The sequence below is a fragment of the Hydrogenophilus islandicus genome (assembly GCF_054657095.1).
Map to the genome: position 1 here is coordinate 1 of NZ_BAAHXE010000026.1, position 22,487 is coordinate 22,487.

The 22,487-nt window shown below is 69.5% G+C and carries 19 protein-coding genes; 10 read left to right on the top strand and 9 right to left on the bottom strand.

Going from position 1 to position 22,487, the window contains the following annotated elements; all coding sequences use genetic code 11:
• Both ACYQ6T_RS07975 and ACYQ6T_RS07980 read left to right on the top strand, forming a co-directional pair.
• Positions 1-644 (top strand): thiol:disulfide interchange protein DsbA/DsbL (locus tag ACYQ6T_RS07975; protein WP_459829718.1); only part of this gene is annotated, 644 nt, incomplete at its 5' end.
• Between the two features lie 4 nt (positions 645-648).
• Positions 649-1,080 carry a PilZ domain-containing protein gene (locus ACYQ6T_RS07980; protein ID WP_459829720.1) on the top strand — a complete coding sequence of 144 codons (432 nt, stop codon included), beginning with the start codon at positions 649-651 and terminating at the stop codon, positions 1,078-1,080.
• Positions 1,081-1,107: 27 nt separating this feature from the next.
• On the opposite strand, the gene ACYQ6T_RS07985 is transcribed toward ACYQ6T_RS07980, so the two are convergent.
• The 6 genes from ACYQ6T_RS07985 to ACYQ6T_RS08010 are packed head-to-tail and all read right to left on the bottom strand — an operon-like array spanning position 1,108 to position 10,014.
• Positions 1,108-2,307, bottom strand: coding sequence for an ABC transporter permease (locus ACYQ6T_RS07985; RefSeq protein WP_459829723.1), 1,200 nt, complete (start codon positions 2,305-2,307; stop codon positions 1,108-1,110).
• A complete protein-coding gene (locus ACYQ6T_RS07990; RefSeq protein ID WP_459829725.1) occupies positions 2,307-3,041 on the bottom strand; it encodes an ABC transporter ATP-binding protein in 735 nt (244 codons plus the stop codon). Before ACYQ6T_RS07990 ends, ACYQ6T_RS07985 begins: the two co-directional genes overlap by 1 nt.
• Before the next feature lie 10 nt (positions 3,042-3,051).
• Complete coding sequence (locus tag ACYQ6T_RS07995) at positions 3,052-4,419, bottom strand: efflux RND transporter periplasmic adaptor subunit (RefSeq protein ID WP_459829728.1); 1,368 nt, start codon at positions 4,417-4,419, stop codon at positions 3,052-3,054.
• A complete protein-coding gene (locus ACYQ6T_RS08000) occupies positions 4,416-5,903 on the bottom strand; it encodes an efflux transporter outer membrane subunit (protein ID WP_459829731.1) in 1,488 nt (495 codons plus the stop codon). The genes ACYQ6T_RS07995 and ACYQ6T_RS08000 overlap by 4 nt, the downstream gene beginning before the upstream one ends.
• Positions 5,821-6,435, bottom strand: coding sequence for a molybdenum cofactor guanylyltransferase MobA (mobA, locus tag ACYQ6T_RS08005; RefSeq protein ID WP_459829734.1), 615 nt, complete (start codon positions 6,433-6,435; stop codon positions 5,821-5,823). The genes ACYQ6T_RS08000 and mobA overlap by 83 nt, the downstream gene beginning before the upstream one ends.
• Positions 6,436-6,438: 3 nt before the next feature.
• The gene (locus ACYQ6T_RS08010; RefSeq protein WP_459829737.1) at positions 6,439-10,014 is read right to left on the bottom strand and encodes an indolepyruvate ferredoxin oxidoreductase family protein; all 3,576 of its coding nucleotides are present in this window, start codon (positions 10,012-10,014) and stop codon (positions 6,439-6,441) included.
• Between the two features lie 98 nt (positions 10,015-10,112).
• Between ACYQ6T_RS08010 and ACYQ6T_RS08015 the strand changes: the two genes are divergently transcribed.
• Together ACYQ6T_RS08015 and ACYQ6T_RS08020 are read left to right on the top strand one after the other, a co-directional pair.
• Positions 10,113-11,111 carry an ABC transporter substrate-binding protein gene (locus ACYQ6T_RS08015; protein ID WP_459829739.1) on the top strand — a complete coding sequence of 333 codons (999 nt, stop codon included), beginning with the start codon at positions 10,113-10,115 and terminating at the stop codon, positions 11,109-11,111.
• Positions 11,108-13,876 (top strand): EAL domain-containing protein, encoded by a 2,769-nt coding sequence (locus ACYQ6T_RS08020; protein WP_459829742.1) that lies wholly within the window; start codon positions 11,108-11,110, stop codon positions 13,874-13,876. The genes ACYQ6T_RS08015 and ACYQ6T_RS08020 overlap by 4 nt, the downstream gene beginning before the upstream one ends.
• Here the strand turns inward: ACYQ6T_RS08020 and ACYQ6T_RS08025 are convergent.
• Genes ACYQ6T_RS08025 through ACYQ6T_RS08035 form a run of 3 tightly spaced genes read right to left on the bottom strand, consistent with a single transcriptional unit; the run spans position 13,861 to position 16,975 of the window.
• Positions 13,861-14,427 (bottom strand): DsrE family protein, encoded by a 567-nt coding sequence (locus tag ACYQ6T_RS08025; protein WP_459829744.1) that lies wholly within the window; start codon positions 14,425-14,427, stop codon positions 13,861-13,863. The two genes, ACYQ6T_RS08020 and ACYQ6T_RS08025, sit on opposite strands and share 16 nt — an antisense overlap.
• Positions 14,428-14,463: 36 nt before the next feature.
• Positions 14,464-16,650: an AAA family ATPase gene (locus ACYQ6T_RS08030; RefSeq protein ID WP_459829747.1), complete on the bottom strand. Its 2,187-nt coding sequence runs from the start codon at positions 16,648-16,650 to the stop codon at positions 14,464-14,466.
• Between the two features lie 43 nt (positions 16,651-16,693).
• Complete coding sequence (locus ACYQ6T_RS08035; protein WP_459829750.1) at positions 16,694-16,975, bottom strand: hypothetical protein; 282 nt, start codon at positions 16,973-16,975, stop codon at positions 16,694-16,696.
• Between the two features lie 52 nt (positions 16,976-17,027).
• Between ACYQ6T_RS08035 and thrH the strand changes: the two genes are divergently transcribed.
• The 6 genes from thrH (at position 17,028) to ACYQ6T_RS08065 (ending at position 22,433) form a co-directional block, all read left to right on the top strand.
• Positions 17,028-17,666: a bifunctional phosphoserine phosphatase/homoserine phosphotransferase ThrH gene (gene thrH / locus ACYQ6T_RS08040; RefSeq protein ID WP_459829783.1), complete on the top strand. Its 639-nt coding sequence runs from the start codon at positions 17,028-17,030 to the stop codon at positions 17,664-17,666.
• Entirely contained in the window at positions 17,663-18,538 is an 876-nt protein-coding gene (gene purU / locus ACYQ6T_RS08045) for a formyltetrahydrofolate deformylase (RefSeq protein WP_459829752.1), read from the top strand. Before thrH ends, purU begins: the two co-directional genes overlap by 4 nt.
• Positions 18,539-18,650: 112 nt before the next feature.
• Positions 18,651-18,926, top strand: coding sequence for an HU family DNA-binding protein (locus ACYQ6T_RS08050; protein ID WP_459829755.1), 276 nt, complete (start codon positions 18,651-18,653; stop codon positions 18,924-18,926).
• Between the two features lie 75 nt (positions 18,927-19,001).
• Positions 19,002-20,291, top strand: a complete 1,290-nt coding sequence (gene gshA, locus ACYQ6T_RS08055) for a glutamate--cysteine ligase (protein WP_459829758.1) — start codon at positions 19,002-19,004, stop codon at positions 20,289-20,291.
• 3 nt (positions 20,292-20,294) lie between these two features.
• The gene (gene gshB / locus ACYQ6T_RS08060; protein ID WP_459829761.1) at positions 20,295-21,248 is read left to right on the top strand and encodes a glutathione synthase; all 954 of its coding nucleotides are present in this window, start codon (positions 20,295-20,297) and stop codon (positions 21,246-21,248) included.
• Positions 21,249-22,433 (top strand): FAD:protein FMN transferase, encoded by a 1,185-nt coding sequence (locus ACYQ6T_RS08065; protein ID WP_459829764.1) that lies wholly within the window; start codon positions 21,249-21,251, stop codon positions 22,431-22,433.
• Positions 22,434-22,487 lie beyond the last annotated feature (54 nt).

Below are 22,487 nucleotides of genomic sequence, written 5' to 3' on the forward strand. Positions count from 1 at the left end.
AGACGATGGACCGCCGCACCTGGTTCTGCACGACGGGGCAACTCCTCATCGCGAGCGCCCTACCGCTCCGGGCACATGCCGCTGCAACGCCTTTTGAGGTGATCGACCCGCCGGTCGCGTCGCCCCGTGACGTCATCGAGGTGATCGAGTTCTTCCACTACGGCTGCCCCCACTGTCGCGCTTTCGATCCCCTGGTTGCCGCATGGAAAAAGGGGCTTCCCGCTGACGTTCGCTTCCGTCAGGTGCCGGTGATCTGGAACCAGCGGGTCCTCCAAGGGCTGGCGACGCTCTACTACGCCCTTGCCGCGATCAACCTCCTCGAAACCTTCCATCCGCGCGTCTTTGCGGCGCTGCAAGACGAACGGCGGCCGCTCTACGACCGCGAGGGTGCCGCGGAGTGGGTGAAAAGTCTCGGAGGAGACGGAGCGGCGCTCGCCCAAGCGTGGGATTCCTTTGGCGTGGTGACCCAGGTGAAACAGGCCGACCGCGAGACGCGGGAATACAAGATCGATGGGGTGCCGACGCTCGCGATCGCCGGCCGCTACCGCACCTCGGCGGCACTCGCCGGCAGCCACGAAGCGGCGCTCGCCGAAGCCGACCGGCTGATCGCGCAAGTGCGCGCAGCGCGCGGCGGCAAAGGGTGACGCGATGGCGGGAGACGGCACCTACCTGACCACGCCCTCTGTTGCTCCTGCGGAACGGCGACGCCACCAGCGGATCTACGTCGCACTCGTCTCACCCCGCCGCTTCCAGGTCGACCTCGCCCACCCGGGCGGAGCCGGTCTCCCAGTCTACGATCTCTCCCTGGGTGGCTTCTCCTGTGGTCGCCCCCCGACCCTTCCTGAGGGGCGCTTCACCTTTACCCTGCGCTATGAGGGCGACCCGGCTGGGGTGAGCGGCGAAGCGGAGGTGCGCACGATCGTGAGCGACGGCCGGATCGGCTGCGAAATCGTCGCGATCGAGGCGGACGCCCGCGAACGGCTTGTCGCGTGGCTCGTCGCCTACATCCTCGCGAATGCCCGGGTACGCCTCAGCGACGAAGAGGCGCGCGCGATCGTCGAAGGGAACTCCTTTCTCTAACCTCTGACCGACCGCTCCACCCGCCCCCTACTCCTGCCTGAGCGCAACGATCGGGTCGAGTTTCGCGGCGCGCCGCGCGGGGAGAAACCCGAAAACGACCCCGACCGCAGCGGAGAAGGCGACCGCGAGCGCCACCACCCCGAAATCGAGCAGAAACGGAAAGCGAAGCGCCTGCGCGGCGGCGTAAGAGGTCGCCACCGCAAGCACAATGCCGATTGCGCCGCCGGCGAGTGACAGCACCACTGCTTCCACGAGAAACTGGGTCATCACGTCGGCCGCGCGCGCGCCGATCGCGAGGCGAATCCCGATCTCGCGGGTCCGCTCGGTGACCGAGACGAGCATGATGTTCATGATTCCGATCCCCCCAACGAGGAGGCTAATCGCCGCTACGGCCGAGAGGAGCGCCGTGAGCATCTGGGTGGTGCTGGTAAAGGTCCGCTCGATCTCGCGCGAATCGGTGATGCGAAAGTTGTCCTCCTCGGTGGCTGCCAACCGCCGCCGTTCACGCAGCAGCCGCCGCACCTCGTCGATCGCTTCGCTACTGGAATAACCGGGGGCGACACTCGCGAGGATGAACCGCACCTGGGTGTTCCCGGCGATCCGCCGGTGGTAGAGGCGCAGCGGCACCAGCACCAGATCGTCCTGGTCGCTGCCAAACGCCGACTGCCCCTTGACCGTAAGCACCCCTACCACGGTGCACGAGATCTTGTCGAGCCGAATCCGTTCGCCCACCGGCGACTGCTCGCCGAAGAGGCTCTTGGCTACCGTCGCACCGAGGAGACAGACCGGGGCGCCGGAGCGCAGCTCCCCGTCGCTCGGCGCCCGCCCCTCGGCGACCGGCCACTGCCGCGCCTCCAGGTACCCCTCGCCGATCCCGACGATCTGCGTCGTCGCGCTCTGGTTCCCCGCAACGACGGTCCGGTTGGTCGCGGCCGCCGGCGCGGCGATCGCGATCGACGCCGCCTCACGCGCAAGGAAGTGGGCGTCCTCGACCGTAAACGGGACGGTAAAGCTCCCCGGGCCAAAGCCGCGGGAGGGGCTAATGAAGAGGACGTTCGACCCCATCTGGGCGATCTGTTGCTGCACCGCGGCAGTCGCCCCCCGCCCCAAGGTGACGAGGGCGATCACCGCCGCAACCCCGATCACCACCCCAAGCACGGTGAGAAACGACCGCAGCGGGTTCCGCGCGAGCGCCCGCACCGCCTCACGCCACGCGATCGCCCACATCAGCGCTGCTCCTCCCGTTCGATCCGGCCGTCACGAAAATGGACGATCCGTTGTGCGTACTCCGCCATCTCCGGTTCATGGGTCACCATCACGATCGTCACCCCCGTTGTGCGGTTGAGCGCGTCAAGGAGCCGCATGATCTCGTGGCTGCGGGCCGAGTCGAGGTTGCCGGTCGGCTCGTCCGCCAGGAGCAACTGCGGCCGGGTGACGATCGCCCGGGCAATCGCCACCCGCTGCTGCTGCCCGCCGGAGAGTTCGCTTGGCCGGTGGTGTTCCCGCCCCGCAAGGCCCACTTCACGCAGCGCCGCTTCGGCGCGCGCGCGCCGCTCCCGTTTCGCCACCCCTTGGTAGAGAAGAGGCAACTCGACGTTTTCGAGCGCGGTGAGCCGCGGCAGCAGGTGAAACCCCTGGAAGACGAAGCCGATCACGTAGCGGCGAAGAAGCGCCCGCCCGTCAGCGTCGAGCCTCGTCACCTCGACCCCGGCAAGCCGGTAACTCCCCGCGGTGGGGGTATCGAGACAGCCGATCACGTTCATGCAGGTCGATTTCCCCGAGCCGCTCGGCCCCATCAACGCGACGAACTCCCCCGAGGCCACCGTGAGGTCGACCCCAGCGAGCGCGGCAACGGCTGCTTCGCCCGCGCCATAGACGCGGCGAACGTTTGAGAGGGCGACGAGCGGCGCTCCTTCCCCCGCCGACGCCCCTGCCGTTACTGCCCCACGCCCGTCGCTCACCGCACGCTCCTCACGTCCCGCTACCGGAGCGCCGTTCACGGACGATGAGCGGCGCCCCCTCGGGCAACTCCCCTTTGACCACCGCGACCACCTCGGTACGCTGCCCGTCGGAGAGCCCGAGGCGCACCGTCACCGGCTGCGGCGCCCCCTCTTTGAGGAGGTAGAGCGTTGCGGCGTTGCGGTCGGTCGGCTCCTGCGGGCGGCGCGGCGCCTGTGGCACGCGCGGGGTCAAAAAGGCCAGGAGGGAAAACTCCTTCTTTTGCTCCGTCACGGTCGGTTTGGGGCGGTAGCGGAGCGCCGCATTCGCCACCGTCAGCACCTCGTCGCGCCGGTCGGTCTCGATCTCCGCGGTCGCGGTCATCCCGGGGCGGAGGCGCAACTCGGGGTTCTGCACCGCGATCACCGTCTTGTAGGTGACGACCCCATTGACCACTTCGCTGCCCCATCGCACCATCGTCACCCGTCCGGTGAAGGTTTCGTCGGGGAAGGCGTCGACGCGGAAGCGCACCGGCTGGCCGTCGCGGACCCGCCCGACGTCGGCCTCGTCGACGTCGGCAAGGAGCTCCATCTCGGCAAGATCCTCCGCGATCACAAAGAGAACGGGCGCCTGGAGCGACGCCGCAATCGTCTGGCCAGGGTCGACTTTGCGCTGCAACACCACCCCATCGACCGGCGAACGGATCACCGATTTGTCGAGGTTGGTCGCCACCTCCTCGAGCTGCGCTTCGATCGCCGCGATCTGCGCCTCGGCCTGCGCCCGGCTCGCCCGCGCCCGCGCCACCGCCGCTCTAGCACTGTCGAGGTCGAAGTCGGCGACTGCCTTCCCGTCGCTCGCTTTCGCCGCCGCCTGCAGCCGCCGCAGGCGCGTCTCGGCCTCCGTGAGCGTCGCTGCCACCTCGGGCAGCCGCGCCTGCGCCGCCGCAAGCTGCGCCTTGAGCTGCCGCTGCTGCGCCTCGAGCCGCCGAGTGTCGAGCCGCGCGAGCACTTGGCCACGGCGGACGCGGTCGTTGAAGTCGACCATCACCTCGCGCACCGTGCCGGAGATCTCGGCACCGACGTCGACCTGGCGCGTCGGATGGAGCGACCCGGTGGCGGTGACGGTCGCGACCAGCGTCGCGCGGCGCGCGGCGTCGGTCTCGTACTGGATCGGGGCGCTCCCCCCGCGCCCCTGGAGCCACCCGCCGATCAGCCCCGCGGCAACCACAACGAGCGCCACGCCCCACACACCCCAGCGGCGCCACCGCCGCTGCTGCGGGGTAAGCAGCTGCGCAAGCTCCGGGGGAAGGGTCGCACGCGCCGTTTGGCCGGAAGAGGCGTTGGCGTGGGGGTTGAGCGCTTGGGGGTCGGAACGAGGGGGGTTGGCGGAGGAATCGGTCACCACGGTACTCCCAGACGGTATTCCAAAGTCAACCGGTCGCTGCGGCTCGTCGCCACCGCGTCGAGTAACGCCTGCTGCGCCGCGAGCCAGGTGCGCTGCGCGTCGAGCACGAGCGCATAATCGACAAGCCCCGCACGGTACTGCGCGTCGAGCAACCGCACCGCGCGCCCTGCCGCCGCCTCAGCCGCGGTGAGCGCGTCGCGCCGCGCGTCGTTGTCGCGCAACTGAACGAGCGCCTGCTCGACGTCGGCGACTGCCGCGACCACCGCCGCGCGGTAGTTCGCCGCCGCTTCACGGACTGCCGCTCCAGCCGCCCGCTCCTCGGCCGCAAGCCGCCCGCTGTCGAAGAGGGACACCGAGAGGTTCCACGCGAGCGACCAGCTCGCGGCGCTCATCTGCCACAGCGCCGCGGGGTTGGTCGCGGCAAAGAGGAGCGACCCCGAGAGCGGGAACGACGGGTAGCGGGCAGCGTGGGCGCGGGTGAGGTCGGCGACTGCCGCCGCAAGCTGCCGCTCCGCTTTCGCCACCTCCGGGCGGCGGCGCACCGCGTCGGCAGGGAGTTGCGCGGGGACAGCGTCGGGGAGCGCCTGCTGCGCGAGTGGCGGCGGACTCCCCCAGCCGGCGCGGTCGCCGCCGGTGAGGGTCACGAGCCGCTCGACGGCAAGCGCGTACTGCAGCTGCTGCTGTGCCTCTTGGGCGCGAAGCTGCGCGGCGAGCGCCTCGTTCTGTGCGAGCTCCCGTTCGCCCGCTAGCCCCGCAGTCACCCGGGCGGCGATGAGCGCCCGGCTCTCTGCAACCGATTCGATCTGCCGCGCGGTGAGCGCGAGCCGCTCGCGTGCCGCCACCGCGTCGAGGTAGGCTTGCGCCGCCTGAAAGAGGAGCTGCCGCTCGAGGCGCTGCCACTCCCACGCGGCCGCCTCAGAACGCAACTGGGCGGCGCGGGCGGCGGCGTGCGCCCCGCCAAAGAGGTCGGGGTCCCACTGGAGGTTCGCGCCGAGCTGCCACTGAGTTGTCACCGCAGCGTTCGGCACAAGCGCACGGCTGTTTTCCGCGCGCCGCTCGTTCGCCGTACCGGTGACGTTGACGCCGCGCGCCTGCGCCGCCGCCGCTTCCGCCAGCGCCACCGCCTGCGCCCAGCGCGCGACCGCCGCTTCGCGCTCGGGGTTCGCGGCGCGCACTGCAACAAAGAGGGCGACGAGCGTCGGTTCTTGGGCGACCCAGAGCGACCCCGCTGCCGCCTCGGTCGCGTAGTGGAAGCGCTCGGGAAGCGTCACGGTCGTGTCCGGTAGCGGCGGCGTCACGGAACAGCCTGCCAGAAGGAGCGCAGCCACTGCACCGTACAGGGACCAAACCGCGGTGCGACGCCGCAGCCGCGCTGGGTGTTCACTCCTTACCTTACGCTCAATGCGGCGGTGAGGTGGCCCGCTCCGCCAAGCGGGCGAGCTCGTCGGGGTCATTGCAGTTGGCGAAGGCGTCCGGTTCATCGGCAAAAGAGACCGCGCGGTGGGGTAAAGTTCCGAACCAAGCGTCGATTCTACGCCGACCGGTGGCCAAAAAGGCGGTGAGGCTGGGAAGATGCGCACGGTGGAGCAACAAAAAGACCGGGTGGGGCCGTTCGCCGTCGTGTGCGTAGAGGACCGGCGGCGTCGAGGGTGCGTCTGAAGGCCCAATCTCCGCGACAAACCGGGCGACAAGATCGTGGGGCAGAAGCGGCGCGTCGCAGGGTACGGTCACCACCCACTCGGTCGGCGCTGCAGAGAGCCCGGCAGCGATCCCGGCGAGCGGCCCGGCGAAGCGCCACTCGGGGGCGTCGGTGACCACAGGGTAGCCCAAAGCGCGGTAGCGCTCGAGGGTACGGTTTGCGCTGATGACGATCCCGGCCACCTGCGGCGCGAGGCGCTCGATCACCCACGTCACGAGCGGCCGGCCGCGCCAGGTCACCCACCCTTTGTCTTCCCCCCCCATCCGCCGCCCTTCGCCGCCGGCGAGCACCAAACCAGTGATGGTCAACGTCATCGTCTACTCATCCTTCGTTCCGTTAGCGGCCAGTGCCGCCCGTGCCGCGTCGCGTGCCGCGAGCGCCCGTTCGCCGTTGCGCCGCTTCACGTGGCCAAAGCCGCGCACCGCGTGCGGCCACCGCGCCAACGCCTCAGCGCGGGCGAGCAGCGCCGCGCTCACCCCGTCGCCCGCAAGACGCGACGCGATCTCCGCGAGGTCGCTCTCGTAGAGGCCGATCAGCTTGCGCTCCCAGCGCCGCTCGGCACTGCCGCCGAAGGGGTCAAACGGCGTTCCGCGGAGAAACTTGAGCCGCGCCAAGAGCGGAAAGAGGCGGCGAAGCCACGGGCCATACTCTTGCTTCGCGATCCGACCGGTGACGGGATCGGGGCGGGCAAGAAAAGGGGGCGCGAGGAGAAAGCGCGGGGTGAACCCCGGCTCGAACTGGTCGGCGATCATCCGCCACACCTCGGGGTCGCTCCAGAGGCGCGCCACCTCGTACTCGTCTTTATAGGCGAGCAGCCGGTGGTAGTGGCGTGCCGCCGCCGCGGTGAGCGGGAGGTCGTCGGCACGCTCGGCGGCGGGGTCGGCGGGGAGCTGCGCCCCGAGCGCCCTGCGCGCCCGCCGCTCCGCTTCGCGCAGCGCGGCGATCCGGGTGCGGAACCGTTCGGCGTAACGCCGATTCTGGTAGCGGGTGAGGTGCGCAACGCGCCGGTCGATCAGCTCGTCGAGGGTGCGCGACAGGCGCAGAACCCCCTCCGGCTCAAGGTGGGCAAAGGCCACCACCGCAGCGAGGTCGACCGCCGCGCGCCGCCCCCAGAGGAAGGCCCGCTGGTTCGCCGCGACCGCCGCGCCGTTGAGTTCGATCGCCCGCAGGAGCGCCGCCTCGCTCACCGGCACCCACCCCCGCTGCCACGCGTAGCCGAGGAGGAAGGCGTTGGTAAAAATGGCGTCGCCCATCAACCGCGTCGCGAGCTGGGTCGCGTCGAACGCCTCCGGCGAGTGGCCGATCGCCTCGCCGATCTGGCTCAAGAGCTGCGCAGCGGGAAAGTGCCAATCGGGATTGTGGGTGAATTCGAGCGTCGGCGTCTCGGCGGTGTTCACCACCACCTGGGTCCGACCCACCGCCATCTTCGCCAGCGCCTCGTCGCTCGCGGTGACGATGAGATCGCCCCCGATCACCGCGTCGGCCTCCCCCGCAGCGATCCGCGTCGCGGTGATCGCCTCCGGCGTGCGCGCCAAGCGCACGTGGCTGAAGACCGCCCCCCCTTTCTGCGCGAGCCCGGTCATGTCGAGCGTCGTCACCCCCTTCCCCTCGAGGTGCGCCGCCATCCCGATGAGCGCCCCGATTGTCACCACCCCCGTCCCGCCGACGCCGGTGACAAGCAGGTTCCACGTCCGCTCGAGCGGCGGCAACGCCGGCTCGGGGGGCGTCGGCCACCCCTCGTCGCCGGCGAGCGCCTCACCCCGTTTGAGCGTCGCCCCTTCGAGCACCACGAAACTGGGGCAGAACCCCTCGGCGCACGAGTAGTCCTTGTTGCAGCTCGACTGCTCGATTCTCCGCTTCCGACCCCATTCGGTCTCGAGCGGCCAGACGGCGACGCAGTTCGACGCCTCGCCGCAATCGCCGCACCCCTCGCACACCTCCGGGTGGATGAAGAGGCGCCGCGGGGGGTCGGGGTAGGTGTGGCGCTTGCGCCGCCGCCGCTTCTCCGCAGCGCAGGTCTGGTCGTAGAGGATCACCGAGACGCCGGGGAGGTCGCGGAACTCGCGCTGGATCGCGTCGAGCTCGCGGCGGTGGCGGATCGGCACGTGGGCGACGTCGGCGGGGCCGTAGTCGCGCGGCGTGCCGTCGGTGACGATCACCAGGTTATGGACCCCCTCACCCTTTAGTTGCGCGACGATCATCGGCACGGTGAGCGGCCCGTCGACCGGCTGCCCTCCAGTCATCGCCACCGCGTCGTTGTAGAGGAGCTTGAAGGTGATGTTCACCCCCGCGGCAACCGCCTGGCGGATCGCCAGAATGCCGGAGTGGTAGTAGGTGCCGTCGCCCAGGTTTGCGAAGATATGGCGCGTCGTGGTGAAGGGGGCCTGGCCGACCCACGTCACCCCTTCGCCCCCCATCTGGGTGAAGGTGGCGGTGTGGCGCTCCGGCATCCAGGTGACCATGTAGTGGCAGCCGATCCCCGCCACTGCCCGGCTCCCCTCCGGGACGCGCGTCGAGGTGTTGTGCGGGCAGCCGGGGCAGAAGGTCGGAAGCCGCTCGGCGTGAAGCGGCAGCGCGGCAAGCGCCCGCTCCTTCTCCGCGATCCAGGTGAGGCGCGCCCGCATCTCGGGCGAATCGTACCAGCGCAGCAGCCGGCTGCCGATCGCGCGCGCGATCATCGCCGGGGTGAGCTCCCCCGCCGCCGGCAATAACCATTCGCCGTGGTCCACCGTGCCGTCGGGACGCACCACGTGCGCCCACTCCCCCTTCTCGTCGAATTTGCCGACGACCCGCGGCCGAACATCCTCGCGCCAGTTGTAGAGCTCCTCCTTGAGCTGATACTCGATCAGCTGCCGCTTCTCCTCAACGACCAAAATCTCCTCGAGCCCTTCGCTGAAGCGGCGCACCGCGTCGGCCTCGAGCGGCCAGACCATCCCGACCTTCATCAGCCGGATGCCGATCGCACGCGCCCGCGCCGCGTCGATCCCGAGATCCTCGAGCGCCTGCAGCACGTCGGGGAAGGACTTGCCGCTGGTGATGATCCCGAGCCGCGGCCGCTCCGGTTCGATCACGATCGGGTTGAGGTCGTTGGCGCGCGCATAGGCGAGCGCCGCGTAGAGCTTGTGGTGGAGCAGCCGCTCCTCCTGCACCCGGGGCGGATCGGGCCAGCGGATGTTGAGCCCCCCCGGCGGCATGGCGTAGTCGCGCGGCAGCGTCACGGTGACGCGAAAGGGGTCGGCGTCGACCGACGCGGCGCTCTCGACGATGTCGGCGACCGCTTTGAACGCCACCCAGCAGCCGCTGTAGCGCGACAGCGCGTAGCCGTGGATCCCGAGGTCAAGGATCTCCTGGACGTTCGCCGGCGCCAGAACCGGCATCATCACCGCCTTGAAGATGTGGTCGGTCTGGTGCGGCAGCGTCGACGATTTCGCCGCGTGGTCATCGCCCGCGACCACGAGCACCCCGCCGTGCGGCGCGGTGCCCGCAGCGTTGCCGTGGCGGAAGACGTCGCCGCTGCGGTCGACCCCTGGCCCCTTGCCGTACCAGAGGGCAAAGACCCCGTCGTACTGCGCGCCGGGAAAGAGCCCCACCTGCTGCGACCCCCACACCGCGGTCGCCGCCAGATCCTCATTGACCCCCGGCTGAAAGTGGATCGCGTGCTCGTGCAGAAACCGTTTGGCGCGCCACAGCTCCTTGTCGAGCCCCCCTAAGGGCGAGCCGCGGTAGCCCGAAACGAAACCGGCGGTGCGCACCCCTGCCGCCTGGTCACGCAGCCGCTGGTTGATCAAGAGCCGCACTAGCGCCTGTGTCCCCGTGAGGAAGACGCGGCGTTCGCGGTAGCGGTCCTCCAGCGTGTAGGGGGCGAGCGTCAAAGTGCCTGTCGGTGCGTTCATCGTCTGCTCCTCGGTGTGGGTCCAACCTGGAATTCCCTCCGGTTCCAGCTTATAATTGTTTTCATTCCATTGTAGCGCGACTTCCACCCCCCTGCAGCATGGCCCCCCTCGTACCCGACGCCCCCCGCCGCCGCGCCCTCTGCTTGGCGCTCGCCGCGGCGTCGCTTGCGCCCGTGGGGCTCACCGCGTGTGCGGCGAGGAGTCGCGAGCCTTTGACCGTCGCATACCACCCGTGGCCGGGCTACGCGCCGTTGGAACTCGCCCGCTCGCTCGGCTGGTGGCCCGAGGAGCTGATCGCGGTGCGCCCGACCACTTCGGCGACCGTGTCAGCCGAGCTCCTGCGCACCGGCGAGGTGCACGCCGCTGCGCTCACCCTCGACGAGGCGCTGCGGCTCCACGCGCAGCTGCCGCTCACCGCGGTCGCTCTCTTCAACCACTCGCAAGGGGCCGACGTCGTGCTCGGGCGCGAACCGTGGCGTGGCGAGTTTGCCGCGCGCCGCTCGCGCGTCGGGGTCGAGACGGGGGCGGTTGGCGAACTGATGCTCTCCGCGTGGCTCGCTGCTGCGGGGCTCCCCCGCGACGCGGTGACGGTGGTCTCCGTGACGCCCGACGGCCACGAAACGGCGTGGTGGAGCGGCGAGATCGACGCGCTCGTCACCTACGAGCCAGTTGCCCACCACCTCGAAGGGTACGGCGCCCACCGCTGGTTCGACAGCAGCATGCTCCCGGCTTCGACCCCAATCCTTGATCTTCTCGTGGTGCGCAGCGACGCCGTGCGCCCCCGCGCAGCACTCACCGCCCTCGTCGCCGCCCTCTTGGCCGCCCAGCGCCACTGGCGCGAACTGCCGGTGGACGCCGCCTACCGCTTGGCGCCGTGGCTCCAGGTCCCGCGCGGCGAGGTCGCAGCGACGCTCCGGGGGCTTGTCCTCACCGACTGGCGCGCGAACCGCGCGTGGCTGATCGGCGACCCCCCGCCGCTCGCCCGCGCCGCCGAAGCGCTCACCGCGTGGCTGGTCGCCCACGGCCTCCTCGAACGGCCACCCGCAACGCCGTTGGCGATCGACCCCCGCTATCTCCCCCGGGAGGAGCCGCTGTGAACGGGTGGCGCCCTATCTCCGCGCTGCGGGCTGCACTCCTCTTTGCTGCGGGGCTGCTCCTTGCGCTCGCCGTCTCCCCCGCCCGCGCCGACCCGCGTGACGATGAGCTCCCTACAGTGACGATCGGGGTGCTCGCGATCCAATCCAACGCGGTCGAAGCGGCGCGCTGGGGGGCGGTCGAGCGCGCGCTGCGCGACGCGTTGCCCCACTACCGCGTCGCGTGGCAGCAACTCCGCTACCCCGAGCTCGACCAGGCGATTGCGGCGCACCGCCTCGACGCGGTGATCACCAACCCGGGCCACGCGCTCGCGCTCATGCTTCAGATGGGCGCAACGCCCATTGCGAGCGTCGTGCGCCAGGTGAGGGGTGAGGAAGTCGCGGCGCTCGCCGGGGTCGTCTGGGTGCGCGCCGAGAGCCCCATCACCCGCTGGTCCGACCTCGTCGGCCGGCGCGTCGCCTATGTCCACAATGAATCGCTTGGCGGGCGGTGGCTGCAGAGTTACGAGCTCTACCGCCGCGGGATCGACCTCGACGCGATCGAGTGGCTCGAGGCGGGCCCGAGCCACGACAGCGTCATCGACGCGCTGTTGCAAGGTAAAGCCGACGCCGCCTTCGTCCGCGCCGGGGTGTGGGAAGGGCGCGTCGCGCGCGGCGGCGGGGACCCCCGGGCGCTGCGGCCGTTGGCGCCGCAAGAGCTCCCCGGTTACCCCTTCGCGGCGAGCACCCCCCTCTACCCCGACTGGGCGGTGGTGACGCTGCCGTCCCCCCCCGACGCAGTCCGCCAGGCGCTTGCCGCGGCGCTCCTTGCCGTGCAGCTTCCGCCCGAGGTGCGCCGGGAGATCCCCGACGACGGCGTCGTCGCCTTCGCCCCGCCGCAACCGACCGCCGCGACTGAACGGGTGTTGCGCACCTTCCGCGTCCGCCCCTTTACCCCGCCGCCGCTCACCTGGCGCGAGCGCTTCGTCGCTGCGGCGCCCATGCTCGCCGCAGCAGGCGGCGGGGTGTTGCTCCTCGCGCTCCTTACCCTGCTCCTGTGGTGGCAGAAGCGGCAGCTCGCGGCGTTGCTCGCTGAGCAGGCGATCCAGGCGCGCGTCTTTGACAGCGACTTTGGCGTGATGATCACCGACGCCCAACAACGGATCGTGCGGGTGAACGCCGCCTTCACCCGCGTCACCGGCTACCGCGCCGACGAGTTGATCGGCAAGACCCCGAAGATCCTCGCCTCAGGCCGCCACGACGCGGCCTTCTACCAGGCGATGTGGCACGCGCTCACCGAACAGGGCGTCTGGCAGGGGGAGATCTGGAACCGGCGCAAAAATGGGGAGATCTACCCCGAGTGGCTGACGATCAGTGCCGTGCGCGACGCAAGCGGGGCGGTGCGCCACTATGTCGGGGTCTTTACCGACCTCTCGTGGCGCAAAGCCGCAGAAGCAGAGATCGCCCGCCTCACCTTCCACGACCCCCTTACCCACCTCCTCAACCGGCAGGGGCTCCTGGCCGCGCTCGACGAAGCGTTGGCCCTCTGCCGCGCCACCGGCCACGTGGCGGCGCTCCTCTTCATCGACCTCGACGACTTCCGCCTGGTGAACGACACCCACGGCCCCGCTGCCGGCGACGCGGTGCTCACCACCTGCGCCGAACGGCTGCGCGCGGCGCTCCACGCCGACGACCGCGTCGCCCGCCTGGGGAGCGACGAGTTTGCCGTCCTCCTCACGCCCCGTCACAACAACCGCCACGTCGCTGCGATCGCGGCGCAGGCGGTCGCCGAGCGGCTCCGCACCCGTCTTGCGGCGCCGATCCCCCTCCCCGACGGCGCCACCGTTCAGCTGACCGCGAGCATCGGCGTCGCGCTCCTCGACGGCAGTGGGCGCAGCGCCGCCGAGTGGCTCAAAGCGGCCGACGTTGCGATGCACCAGGCGAAACGCGCAGGCCGCAACACGGTGCGCTTCTTCGACCCGGCGGTGGAGGAGGCGCTCGCCGCGACCTTTGCGCTCAGGCAGGCGCTCGCGCAGGCGATCGACGCCGGGGAGCTTATCCTCTTTGCTCAGCCGCAGCTCGATCGCGACCGGCGGCTCGTCGGCGCGGAGCTGCTCCTTCGCTGGCGGCGGGCCGACGGGACGATGGTCTCACCCGCGCAGTTCGTGCCGCTTGCCGAGGAGAGCGGCTTGATCGTCCCGATCGGCCGCTGGGTGCGGGCGCAAGCGGTCGCGACCCTCGCGCGCTGGGGGAGCAACCCGCTGCTCGCACCTCTGAAACTTGCAGTGAACGTCAGCCCGCGCGAATTTGCCCAGGCGCACTTCGTCACCGAGGTGCGCGAGACGGTCGAACCGCTCGGCGAGCGGTCGCGGCAGCTCGAGCTCGAGATCACCGAGTCGGTCTTCATGGCCGACCTCGCGGCGGCGAAAGAGCGGTTGCTCGCCCTCAAAGCGGCTGGCCTGCAACTTGCGCTCGACGACTTCGGCACCGGCTACTCGTCGCTCTCCTACCTCACCGAACTCCCCTTCGATCTGCTAAAGATCGACCAGCGGTTCGTCCGGCAGCTGACCACAACCGACGCAAAGAACGAGGCGATCGTCGCGACGATCATCACCCTCGGCCACCACCTTGGGATGGACGTGCTCGCCGAAGGGGTCGAGAGCGAGGAGCAGGCGGCGGCGCTTAGGGCGCTTGGCTGCGACCAGCTCCAAGGGTACCTCTTCGCGCAACCGATGCCGCTTGAGGCGTTCGAAGCGTGGGCGCGCGCCCGCGTTCACCACGCCAGATAGGCGTACCCCTCCTCCTGCAGCGTCATGATCGCCGCGGCCCCCACCTCGACGATCTCGGCGAACGGTTCGATCGCCTCGGGCCCCCAGCCGAGCGTCTTCATCGTGTTGCCGCAGGCGATGTAGCGCACCCCGTAGAACTCCGCTTGCCCTTTCGCGCGCTGCCGGAGCTCCTCGGGGATCGGCCGCTCGGGGCGCTTCGCGATGAGGTGGATCCCCGGGCCAAAACAGACCACTGCGATCGCGATCGCGTCGGGGTAGGCGCCGAGCATCGCCGAGACCGAGTTGAGGATGTGGCCGATGTACTCCGGGTCGGCTTTGTTGAGCTGGTAGACGATCTTGTGCTCAGCGTCAGGGGTGCCCGCTGCGTGGGCCGCTTTTGCGGCAGCGCGCGCGGGGCTTGCGACGCCACTCGTTGCCGCACCTGTTGCGAGTGCGAGCGCCGCGGGGGCGCCGAGCGCAAAGAGCCGCCGCCGCGCGGGGTTCGGCGGGAGCAAAGGGTGCGGGGCCGAGGGGTCCCGGGTCGGGTTCTGCGTCTCTTCCAGGGGATCCATCTTGCTCTCTCCTTCTGTTGGGGAAATCGCGCCCACTCAAAAGCCGACGCGCCGCCGCGGCCCCCCTTTCGCGACGAGCTCCTCCTGCAGCGCCTGCCACAGCCGCTCGCCGCTCACCGGCTCCCCAAGGAGGCGCAGCCGCTTCACCGCGGCGGCGTAGTCGCCGGGGGTGAGCCGGTCGAGCGCGCGGGTCCGTTCGCCCCACGCCGCCGCCTCCTCGGACGCGACCCCCAGGCGCACCGCCTCACGCACGAAGAGCGCCGCGCGCTGGGGGGCGGTGAGGTAGTCGAAGCGCACCTTGAAGGCAAAGCGCCGCAGGCTCGCCGCGTCGAGCTGGTCAACGAGGTTGGTGGTACAGATGAAGAGGCCGTCAAAGAGTTCCATCTGGGTGAGGAGCTCGTTGGTCTGGCTCACCTCCCAGTGGGCGTGGGCGCCACGGCGGTCGGCGAGGAACGAGTCGGCCTCATCGAGCAGCAGCACCGCGTCGCGGTCGCGCGCCTCGAGAAACATCGCGGCGATCGCCTTTTCGCTCTCGCCGACCCACTTCGAAAGGAGGTCGGAGGCGCGTTTGACGACGATCGCTTTCCCCACCGCGCGGGCGATCGCATGGGCCAATTCGCTCTTGCCGGTCCCGGGCGGGCCGTAGAAGAGGAGCGTCCCGTGGGGGTTGCGGGCAAGCGCCGCAACGAGCAACTGCGGGTCGACGTCGAGGTTGAGAAAGGTGAGATCGAGTTCGGTCGCGGGCGCGGGGCGCGGCAACCCCCGTTCGCCCAAAAGCGTCAAGCTCGCACTGAGCGCCCGTTCCGCAGCCGCGAGCGGAGTGATCTCGGCAGCGCCGCTTGTCGCCGGCCGCGCCGCGACCCAGCGCGCCACCTGCGCCGCCTGGGCAAGTAACGCCGGGGAGGCCGCCTCGAAGCGCACCAGCCGCTGGAGCCACTCGTCGCTCGCCGCGAGTCCGGCAATGGCCTGGCGCGCGATCGCGAGCCGCACTGGCTCCGGCGGGACGGGGAAGCGCAGCGCATAAGCGAAGCGGCGCAGGTAGGCGGGATCGAACCCCGCGTTGTTGGTGATCCAGATCGTCGGGAGCGGGTTGTTTTCGAGGAGCCAGTTGGTCCACGCCTTCGCGCCGCGCGTCGGCGGCCCCTCCGCCTCGCCCCCCAAGAGCGAGAGGAGCGCGCTCGACGCGGTCGGCAGCACATCCTCCGCTTCGTCGAGGAGCATGAGCGTCCGCTCGGTGCGCGCGGTGATCGACGAGGCGAGCGCATAGGCGCGCAGCCGCTCCTGCCCCTGGATCGGCTCGCCCGCCTCGTCCTGCGCCGGGGTCTCGACGAGGCGCACCGCGAGCGCCTCGGCAAGCGCCTGGGCAAATTCGGTCTTGCCGGTGCCGGGGGGGCCGTAGAAGAGGAGGTTGACCCCCTTCGCGCGCGCGGCGATCGCCCCCTCGAGGAGCGCGACGAGGATCCGTGCCTCCTCAGCGAGGTGGGGAAAATCGGCGAGCGAACAGCGCGCCCGCCGTGTGACCGGCCGGACGAACGCCGCCATCAGCTCGTCGGTCGAGAGTTGGCTCGAAAGGAGCAGGTGCGGCAGCCGCGCCATCACGTCGAAACGGGTCTCGAGGTCGTGGCCGGTGCGGTGGGCGGCGTCGACGCGCACCAGCCCCGAGCGGTGGAGCGCCCCGTCGGGACGCAGCGCTTGGACGACGAGCGCGCGGCGTACCCGGGTGATCGCCGCGACCGCGAGCGCGACGTGGTCGAGCCCCCCCGGCTGGTTTGCTGCCGCAACCGCCGAGTGGAAGCGGCGGAACGCGGCGAGCGCCACCGCCAAGCGCAACACCCCGACCTCCGCGCGGTTGAGCCCCAAGAGGCGCCCAAGGCGCGCCGAGTTGCGCAAGAGCGGCAACTTGGGCGAAATTTCCGCTTCGAGCGCTTCGAGCCGCTCGACGAGCCGCTTTTCAATCCCAGCGCTCCCGAGGCGCTTCAGCGCCGCGCGGTCGAGTACCGTATCGCCATCCTCATCCTCGCGCGTCGGCAATACTTCGCCGACAAAGCGGATGTAGTCGCTGTCGAGCAGTACCGGTTCGGAAAAGAGCCCCTCTTTGTCGAGGTGGCGGTGCCAGCCAAAGGCGAGCGTGAGCCGAATGAGCCAGCTCCCGAGGAGCGGCGCGTGCGGATCGCGCTCAGAGGAGTCGAGCACGTGAAAGAGTTTCCCGAGGTGTTTCCCCAAATTGCCCACCCCTTGGTGTGTGAAAAGGTCTCACCGCCGGCCGCTACGAACGGGTGCGCGGGGTACGCCGTGCCGCCGACTCGAGCGCCTGCGCCTCATCGATCCGCTCCAGCCAGCGGCGGTGCGCTTCGTCGCGGCAAGCGTCGACCTGGATCCGTCGCGCGCACGCGGCGGTGGCTGCGGTGAGTTCCGCGTCAGCGCGCTCGCGCAGCTGCCGCGCCTCTTCCCGCATCGCCTCGCTCGATGGACGATCCCGCGCCACCACCGCGCCTACACTCGCCACCGCCCCGAGCACTGCGCCAACCAACCACCATCCTCCGCGCATCGGCTTCACTTCCTTGCTAGAATTCGCCTATTGTATCCCGATGGAACCTTGGATGGAACTGGTTTGTCTCGACTTGGAAGGGGTCTTGATCCCCGAGATCTGGGTCGCTTTTGCCGAGCGCGTCGGCATCCCTGAACTGAAGCGCACCACCCGCGACGAGCCCGACTACGACCGGTTGATGCAGTTTCGCTTGGCGACCCTTGCCGAGCACCGCTTGGGTCTTCCGGAGATCGAAGCGGTGATCGCAACGCTCTCCCCCTTACCTGGCGCCAAAGCCTTTCTCGACGCGCTGCGCGAACGCTACCAGGTGATCATCCTCTCCGACACCTTCCAGGAGTTTGCCCGCCCGTTGATGCGGCAACTCGGCTGGCCGACCCTCTTTTGTCACAATCTCACCGTCGCGCCCGACGGCCGGATCACCGGCTACCGCCTGCGGATGCGCGACCAGAAGCGGGAAGCGGTGAAGCGCCTCAAAGAGCTCAACTTCCGCGTCGTCGCCGCGGGCGACTCCTACAACGACACGACGATGCTCGCCGAAGCCGACACCGGAATTCTCTTTCGCGCGCCGCAAGCGGTGGTCGAAGCCTTTCCCCAATTCCTCCACATCCCGCACGAATACGACGCCCTCTTCAATGCAATCACCGCGGCGTTTGCGCGTCTTCGTGAGGCGTCGGAGGTCGCCGCCCGATGAGCGACCGGACCTACACGCTCGTCGCCTCCTGCCCCGACCAGGTCGGGATCGTCGCCCGCGTCGCGCAATTTCTCGCCGAGCTCGGCGGGTGGATCCTCGAGACCAATTTCCACGCCGAACCCCCGGACGAGGCCAACCCGACGGGGCGCTTCTTCATGCGGTTGCAGATCCGCGCGGCTTCCCTCGCGTTGCCGCTCGTGACGCTGCGCGAGCAGTTCGCCCGCGCGGTCGCGGAGCCGCTCGGGATGAGCTGGCGGATCACCGACTCGGCGGTGAAGAAGCGGGTGGTGATCCTCGTCTCGAAGCAGGAGCACTGCCTCTACGACCTCCTGGCCCGCTGGCAGGCGGGGGAGCTCGACGTCGAGATTCCATGCGTGATCTCCAACCACGAGACACTGCGCGGCATCGTCGAGTGGCACGGCATCCCCTACTTTCATGTGCCCGTCACCCCGAGCAACCGAACTGAAGCCTTTGCCGAAGTGGCGCGGATCTTCGACGAAGCGAAAGGGGACGTGATGGTGCTCGCCCGCTACATGCAGATCCTCCCCCCTGAGCTCTGCGACGCCTACCCCGGCCGGATCATCAACATCCACCACTCCTTCCTGCCGAGCTTCGTCGGCGCGCGCCCCTACCACCAGGCGTGGCAGCGCGGGGTGAAACTGATCGGCGCCACCTGCCACTACGTCACCGCGGAACTCGACCAGGGGCCGATCATCGAGCAGGATGTGATCCGCGTCGACCACACCGATACCCCCGAAGAGATGGTCCGTTACGGCAAAGACATCGAAAAGGCGGTCTTGGCGCGCGGTTTGCGCTACCATATCGAGGATCGCGTCTTGATCCACGGCCCCCGGACCGTCGTCTTTCGCTAACCGAGGGGTTGCAAACGGCCGTTTTTGCGGCAAAATAGCGAAACGCACAGGAGGAGTAGGGGGCAGTCGCACCCTTTCGTGTTTCACCTTTTTTGACTGAGGAGCTCTCACCATGAACAAAAGCGAATTCATCGAAGCCCTGGCCGACAAGATGGGCAGCAGCAAAGCGGAAGCGGCACGCGCACTCGACGCGGTGCTTGCGACCCTGACGGAACAGATGGCCAAAGGGGAAAAGGTCACCTTCACCGGCTTCGGCTCCTTTGAAGTGGTCACCCGCAGCGAACGCACCGGTCGCAACCCGCAAACCGGCGCAACGATCACCATCCCCGCCACCAAACTCCCCAAATTCACCGCCGGCGCTTCGCTCAAGAAGGCGGTGGCCGGCTGATTGTCGCTTCTCCTCCTTCCCCCGGCGCACTGCCCGCAATCCTAGTCTAGTGCGCCGGTCTCTCCCTTTCGCGTGATGATTCCCCATCTCACCACGGCGCTCTCCGGGCCGCTCCTTGAGATCGAAGAGCGGTTTTTAGCGCAGCAACCGGCGATCGAACAGTGGTTCCGCGCCTGGTTTGGCGACCATACCCCGCCCTTTTACGCGTCGACCGACCTGCGCAACGCCGGCTACAAACTCGCGCCGGTCGATCTCAACCTCTTTCCCGGCGGGTTCAACAACCTTGCCGAACCTTTCACGCCGCTCGCGGTCCAGGCGCTCCAGGTCGCGATCGAGCGGATCTGCCCCGTCGCGCGGCAGTTTCTCCTCATTCCCGAAAACCACACCCGCAACGCCTTCTATCTCAGCAACGTCTGGCACCTTCAGCGGCTCCTGCGCCTCGCTGGGGTCGAGGTGCGGATCGGGTCGCTCAACCCGGAGATCACCCAACCGACACAGGTCGCTTCGCCCGCAGGACCGCTCCTTCTCGAGCCCCTGGTCCGCCGGGGTAACCGGGTGGGACTTGCCGACTACGACCCGTGCGCGATTCTCCTCAACAACGACCTCTCGGCGGGAATTCCGCCGATCCTCGCTGAGCCCCTTGAGCAGGTAGTGATCCCTCCGCCGCAAGCGGGGTGGCACCGGCGGCGCAAATCGCACCATGCGGCCTGTTACGCCCAGGTCGCGGCGCAGTTCGCTGCGCAGTTCGGGCTCGACCCGTGGTACTTCACCCCGGCGCACCGCGTCGTCGGGGGGATCGATTTTCGCGCCAAGGAGGGGATCGAGGCGCTTGCCGACGCCGCGAGCGACCTCTTTGCCGAAATCGGCCGCGAATACCGTGCGCGCGCGATCACCGAGACCCCCTACATCGTGGTGAAAGCCGACGCCGGGACCTATGGGATGGGGGTGATGGCGGTCAAAGACCCGGCAGAGCTGCGCGACCTCTCACGCCGCGACCGCAACAAGATGGCGCGGATCAAAGAGGGGCTCGAGGTCCATCAGGTGATCCTCCAGGAGGGGGTCCCGACTTTCGAGCGGGTGCAAGGGGCGGCCGCCGAACCGGTGGTCTATTTCATCGACCACTACGTGGTTGGGGGATTCTACCGCGTCCACACCGAGCGCGGCCCCGACGACAACCTCAACGCCCCCGGGATGCACTTTACCCCGCTCGAATTTGCCCGCCCCTGTTCGGTCCCCGACTTCTCAGCCACCCCCGACGCCGAACCGAACCGCTTCTACGCCTACGGGGTGGTGGCGCGGCTCGCGCTCGCCGCCGCGACGCTGGAAATTGCCGAACTCACCGAAGGTGATGCGTCCACGGGTTGAGCGATGGAACTCCTCTTTCTCATCGATCCGCTCCCGCAGCTCAATGCGAAGAAAGACTCGTCGCTCCTCTTGATGCGCGAAGCAGCGCGGCGCGGCCACACCGTCTGGGTCGCCTACCCGGGGCATGTCGCGTGGCTCGACGGCCGCGTTGCCGCCCACGCCCAACCGCTTGCGGTCACCCCCGACCGCCCCCACACCGCGTGGGAAGCGGGCGATGCAACCTGGCGCGCGCTGCGGGATTTCTCCGCGGTGCTGCTCCGCTTTGACCCGCCGTTCGACTTCGAGTACCTGGCGCTCACGTGGCTCTTGGAGCGCGCGGTCGCGGAAGGGGCGCGCCTCTTCAACGACCCGCGCGCGGTGCGCGACCACTCGGAGAAGCTCAGCATCCTCGAGTTTGCTGAATTCGCGCCGCCGACGCGCGTCGTGCGCCGCATCGCCGACGTCCACGCCGCGATCGACGCGCTCGGCGGGGATGTGATCGTCAAACCGCTCGACGGGATGGGGGGGGTGGGGATCTTCCGCGTGCGGCGTGACGACCCCAACCGCAATGCGATCGTCGAGACCGCCACCGCTTACGGACAACGCACCCTCATGGTGCAACAGTACCTACCGGCGATCGCTGACGGCGACAAACGGGTGATTCTGATCGCCGGCGAAGTGGTGCCGTGGGCGCTCGCCCGGATCCCGCAACCGGGTGAGACGCGCGGGAACCTCGCCGCCGGCGGCAGAGGGGTCGTGATGCCGCTCACCCCGCGGGAGCGCGAGGTGGCCGAAACGCTCGCCCCGATCCTCTGGCGTCGCGGCCTCTTTCTCGTCGGCCTCGACCTCATTGGCGGGATGCTCACCGAAATCAACGTCACGAGCCCGACCTGCCTCGTCGAGATCGCCACCCAAAGCGGGGACAACCCGGCCGTGTTGGCCCTCGAGCGGTTAGAGGCAATGCTCGGCGACCGGTAGATGGTTCCGCTCCTGAACCCTCTCGCCCGCCGCTTCCGCGCGGTCGCGCGTCCGCTCCTCCTCTTGCCGAGCGTGCTCGTTCTCCTCTCCCTGCTTGGCGCGTGCGACCGCACGCCGCCGCTCGTCAAAGAGGAGCAGTTCGTCTTTGGCACCCGGGTGGAACTCACCGTCGTCGGCGACGAACCCGACCGGTTGCAGGCGGCGCTCGCCGCAATCGCCCGCGAGCTTGCGCGCCTGCACGCCACCTACCACGCGTGGGAGCCGTCGGCGCTGACCCGCTTGAACGCGGCGTTCGCCGCTGGACGTGCGGCGCGGGTCAGCCAGGAGATGGGGATAATCCTGCGCGAAGCGCAAGCGTTGGCTGCTGCGAGCGACCACCTCTTCGACCCGGGGATCGGCGCGCTCGTCGCCCTCTGGGGGTTTCACCGCAACGACTTCACCGGGAACGAAGTGCCGCACCCCGAGCGCATCGCCGAGCTCGTCGCCCAAAAACCGTCGATCGCGGCGCTTACGGTCACACCGCTCGGGGAAGCCGCGAGCGCCCCGTGCGACGCCCCCGACGCGGTCGATGCCCTGATGAGCGGCGAAGCGGCGGCCTTCTGCGTCGTGAGCGCCCATCGCGCCGTTGCCGTCGATCTCGGCGGCTTTCTCAAAGGGTACGCGCTCGACCGCGCCGCGGAGATCGTTCGCCGCCACGGGATTGCCGCGGCGCTCATCAATATCGGCGGCAACATCCTCGCGTTGGGGCAGCCGAACCCGTCGCGGCCGTGGCGCATCGCGCTGCAACACCCACGCCGCCCCGAGCCGCTCGCGCTGCTCCCCCTCTACGACGGCGAGGCGATCGGCACCTCGGGCGACTACCAGCGCTACTTCACGAGCGACGGTGTGCGCTACCACCACCTGATCGACCCGCGCACCGGCTACCCTGCCACGGCCCACCAGGCGGTCACCGTGGTGATCCCCCCGCGCAGTGACGGACGCACCGGGCTCCTCTCTGACGTGGTGAGCAAACCCCTCTTCATCGCTGGCAACCATTGGCCGCTCTATGCCGCACGGTTCGGCGTCACCCAGCTGCTCCTCGTCGACGCCGCTGGTTCGGTCACCGTCACCGCCCCGTTGGCGCAACGGATCCGCTGGGTGAATCGGCCCGACGCGGTCGCCGTCGTCGCCCCTCCTGAACGGTAAGCGGCCACGGCACTACCTGAGTGCGCTCAGCCACCACGCACCGCCTCCTCAGAG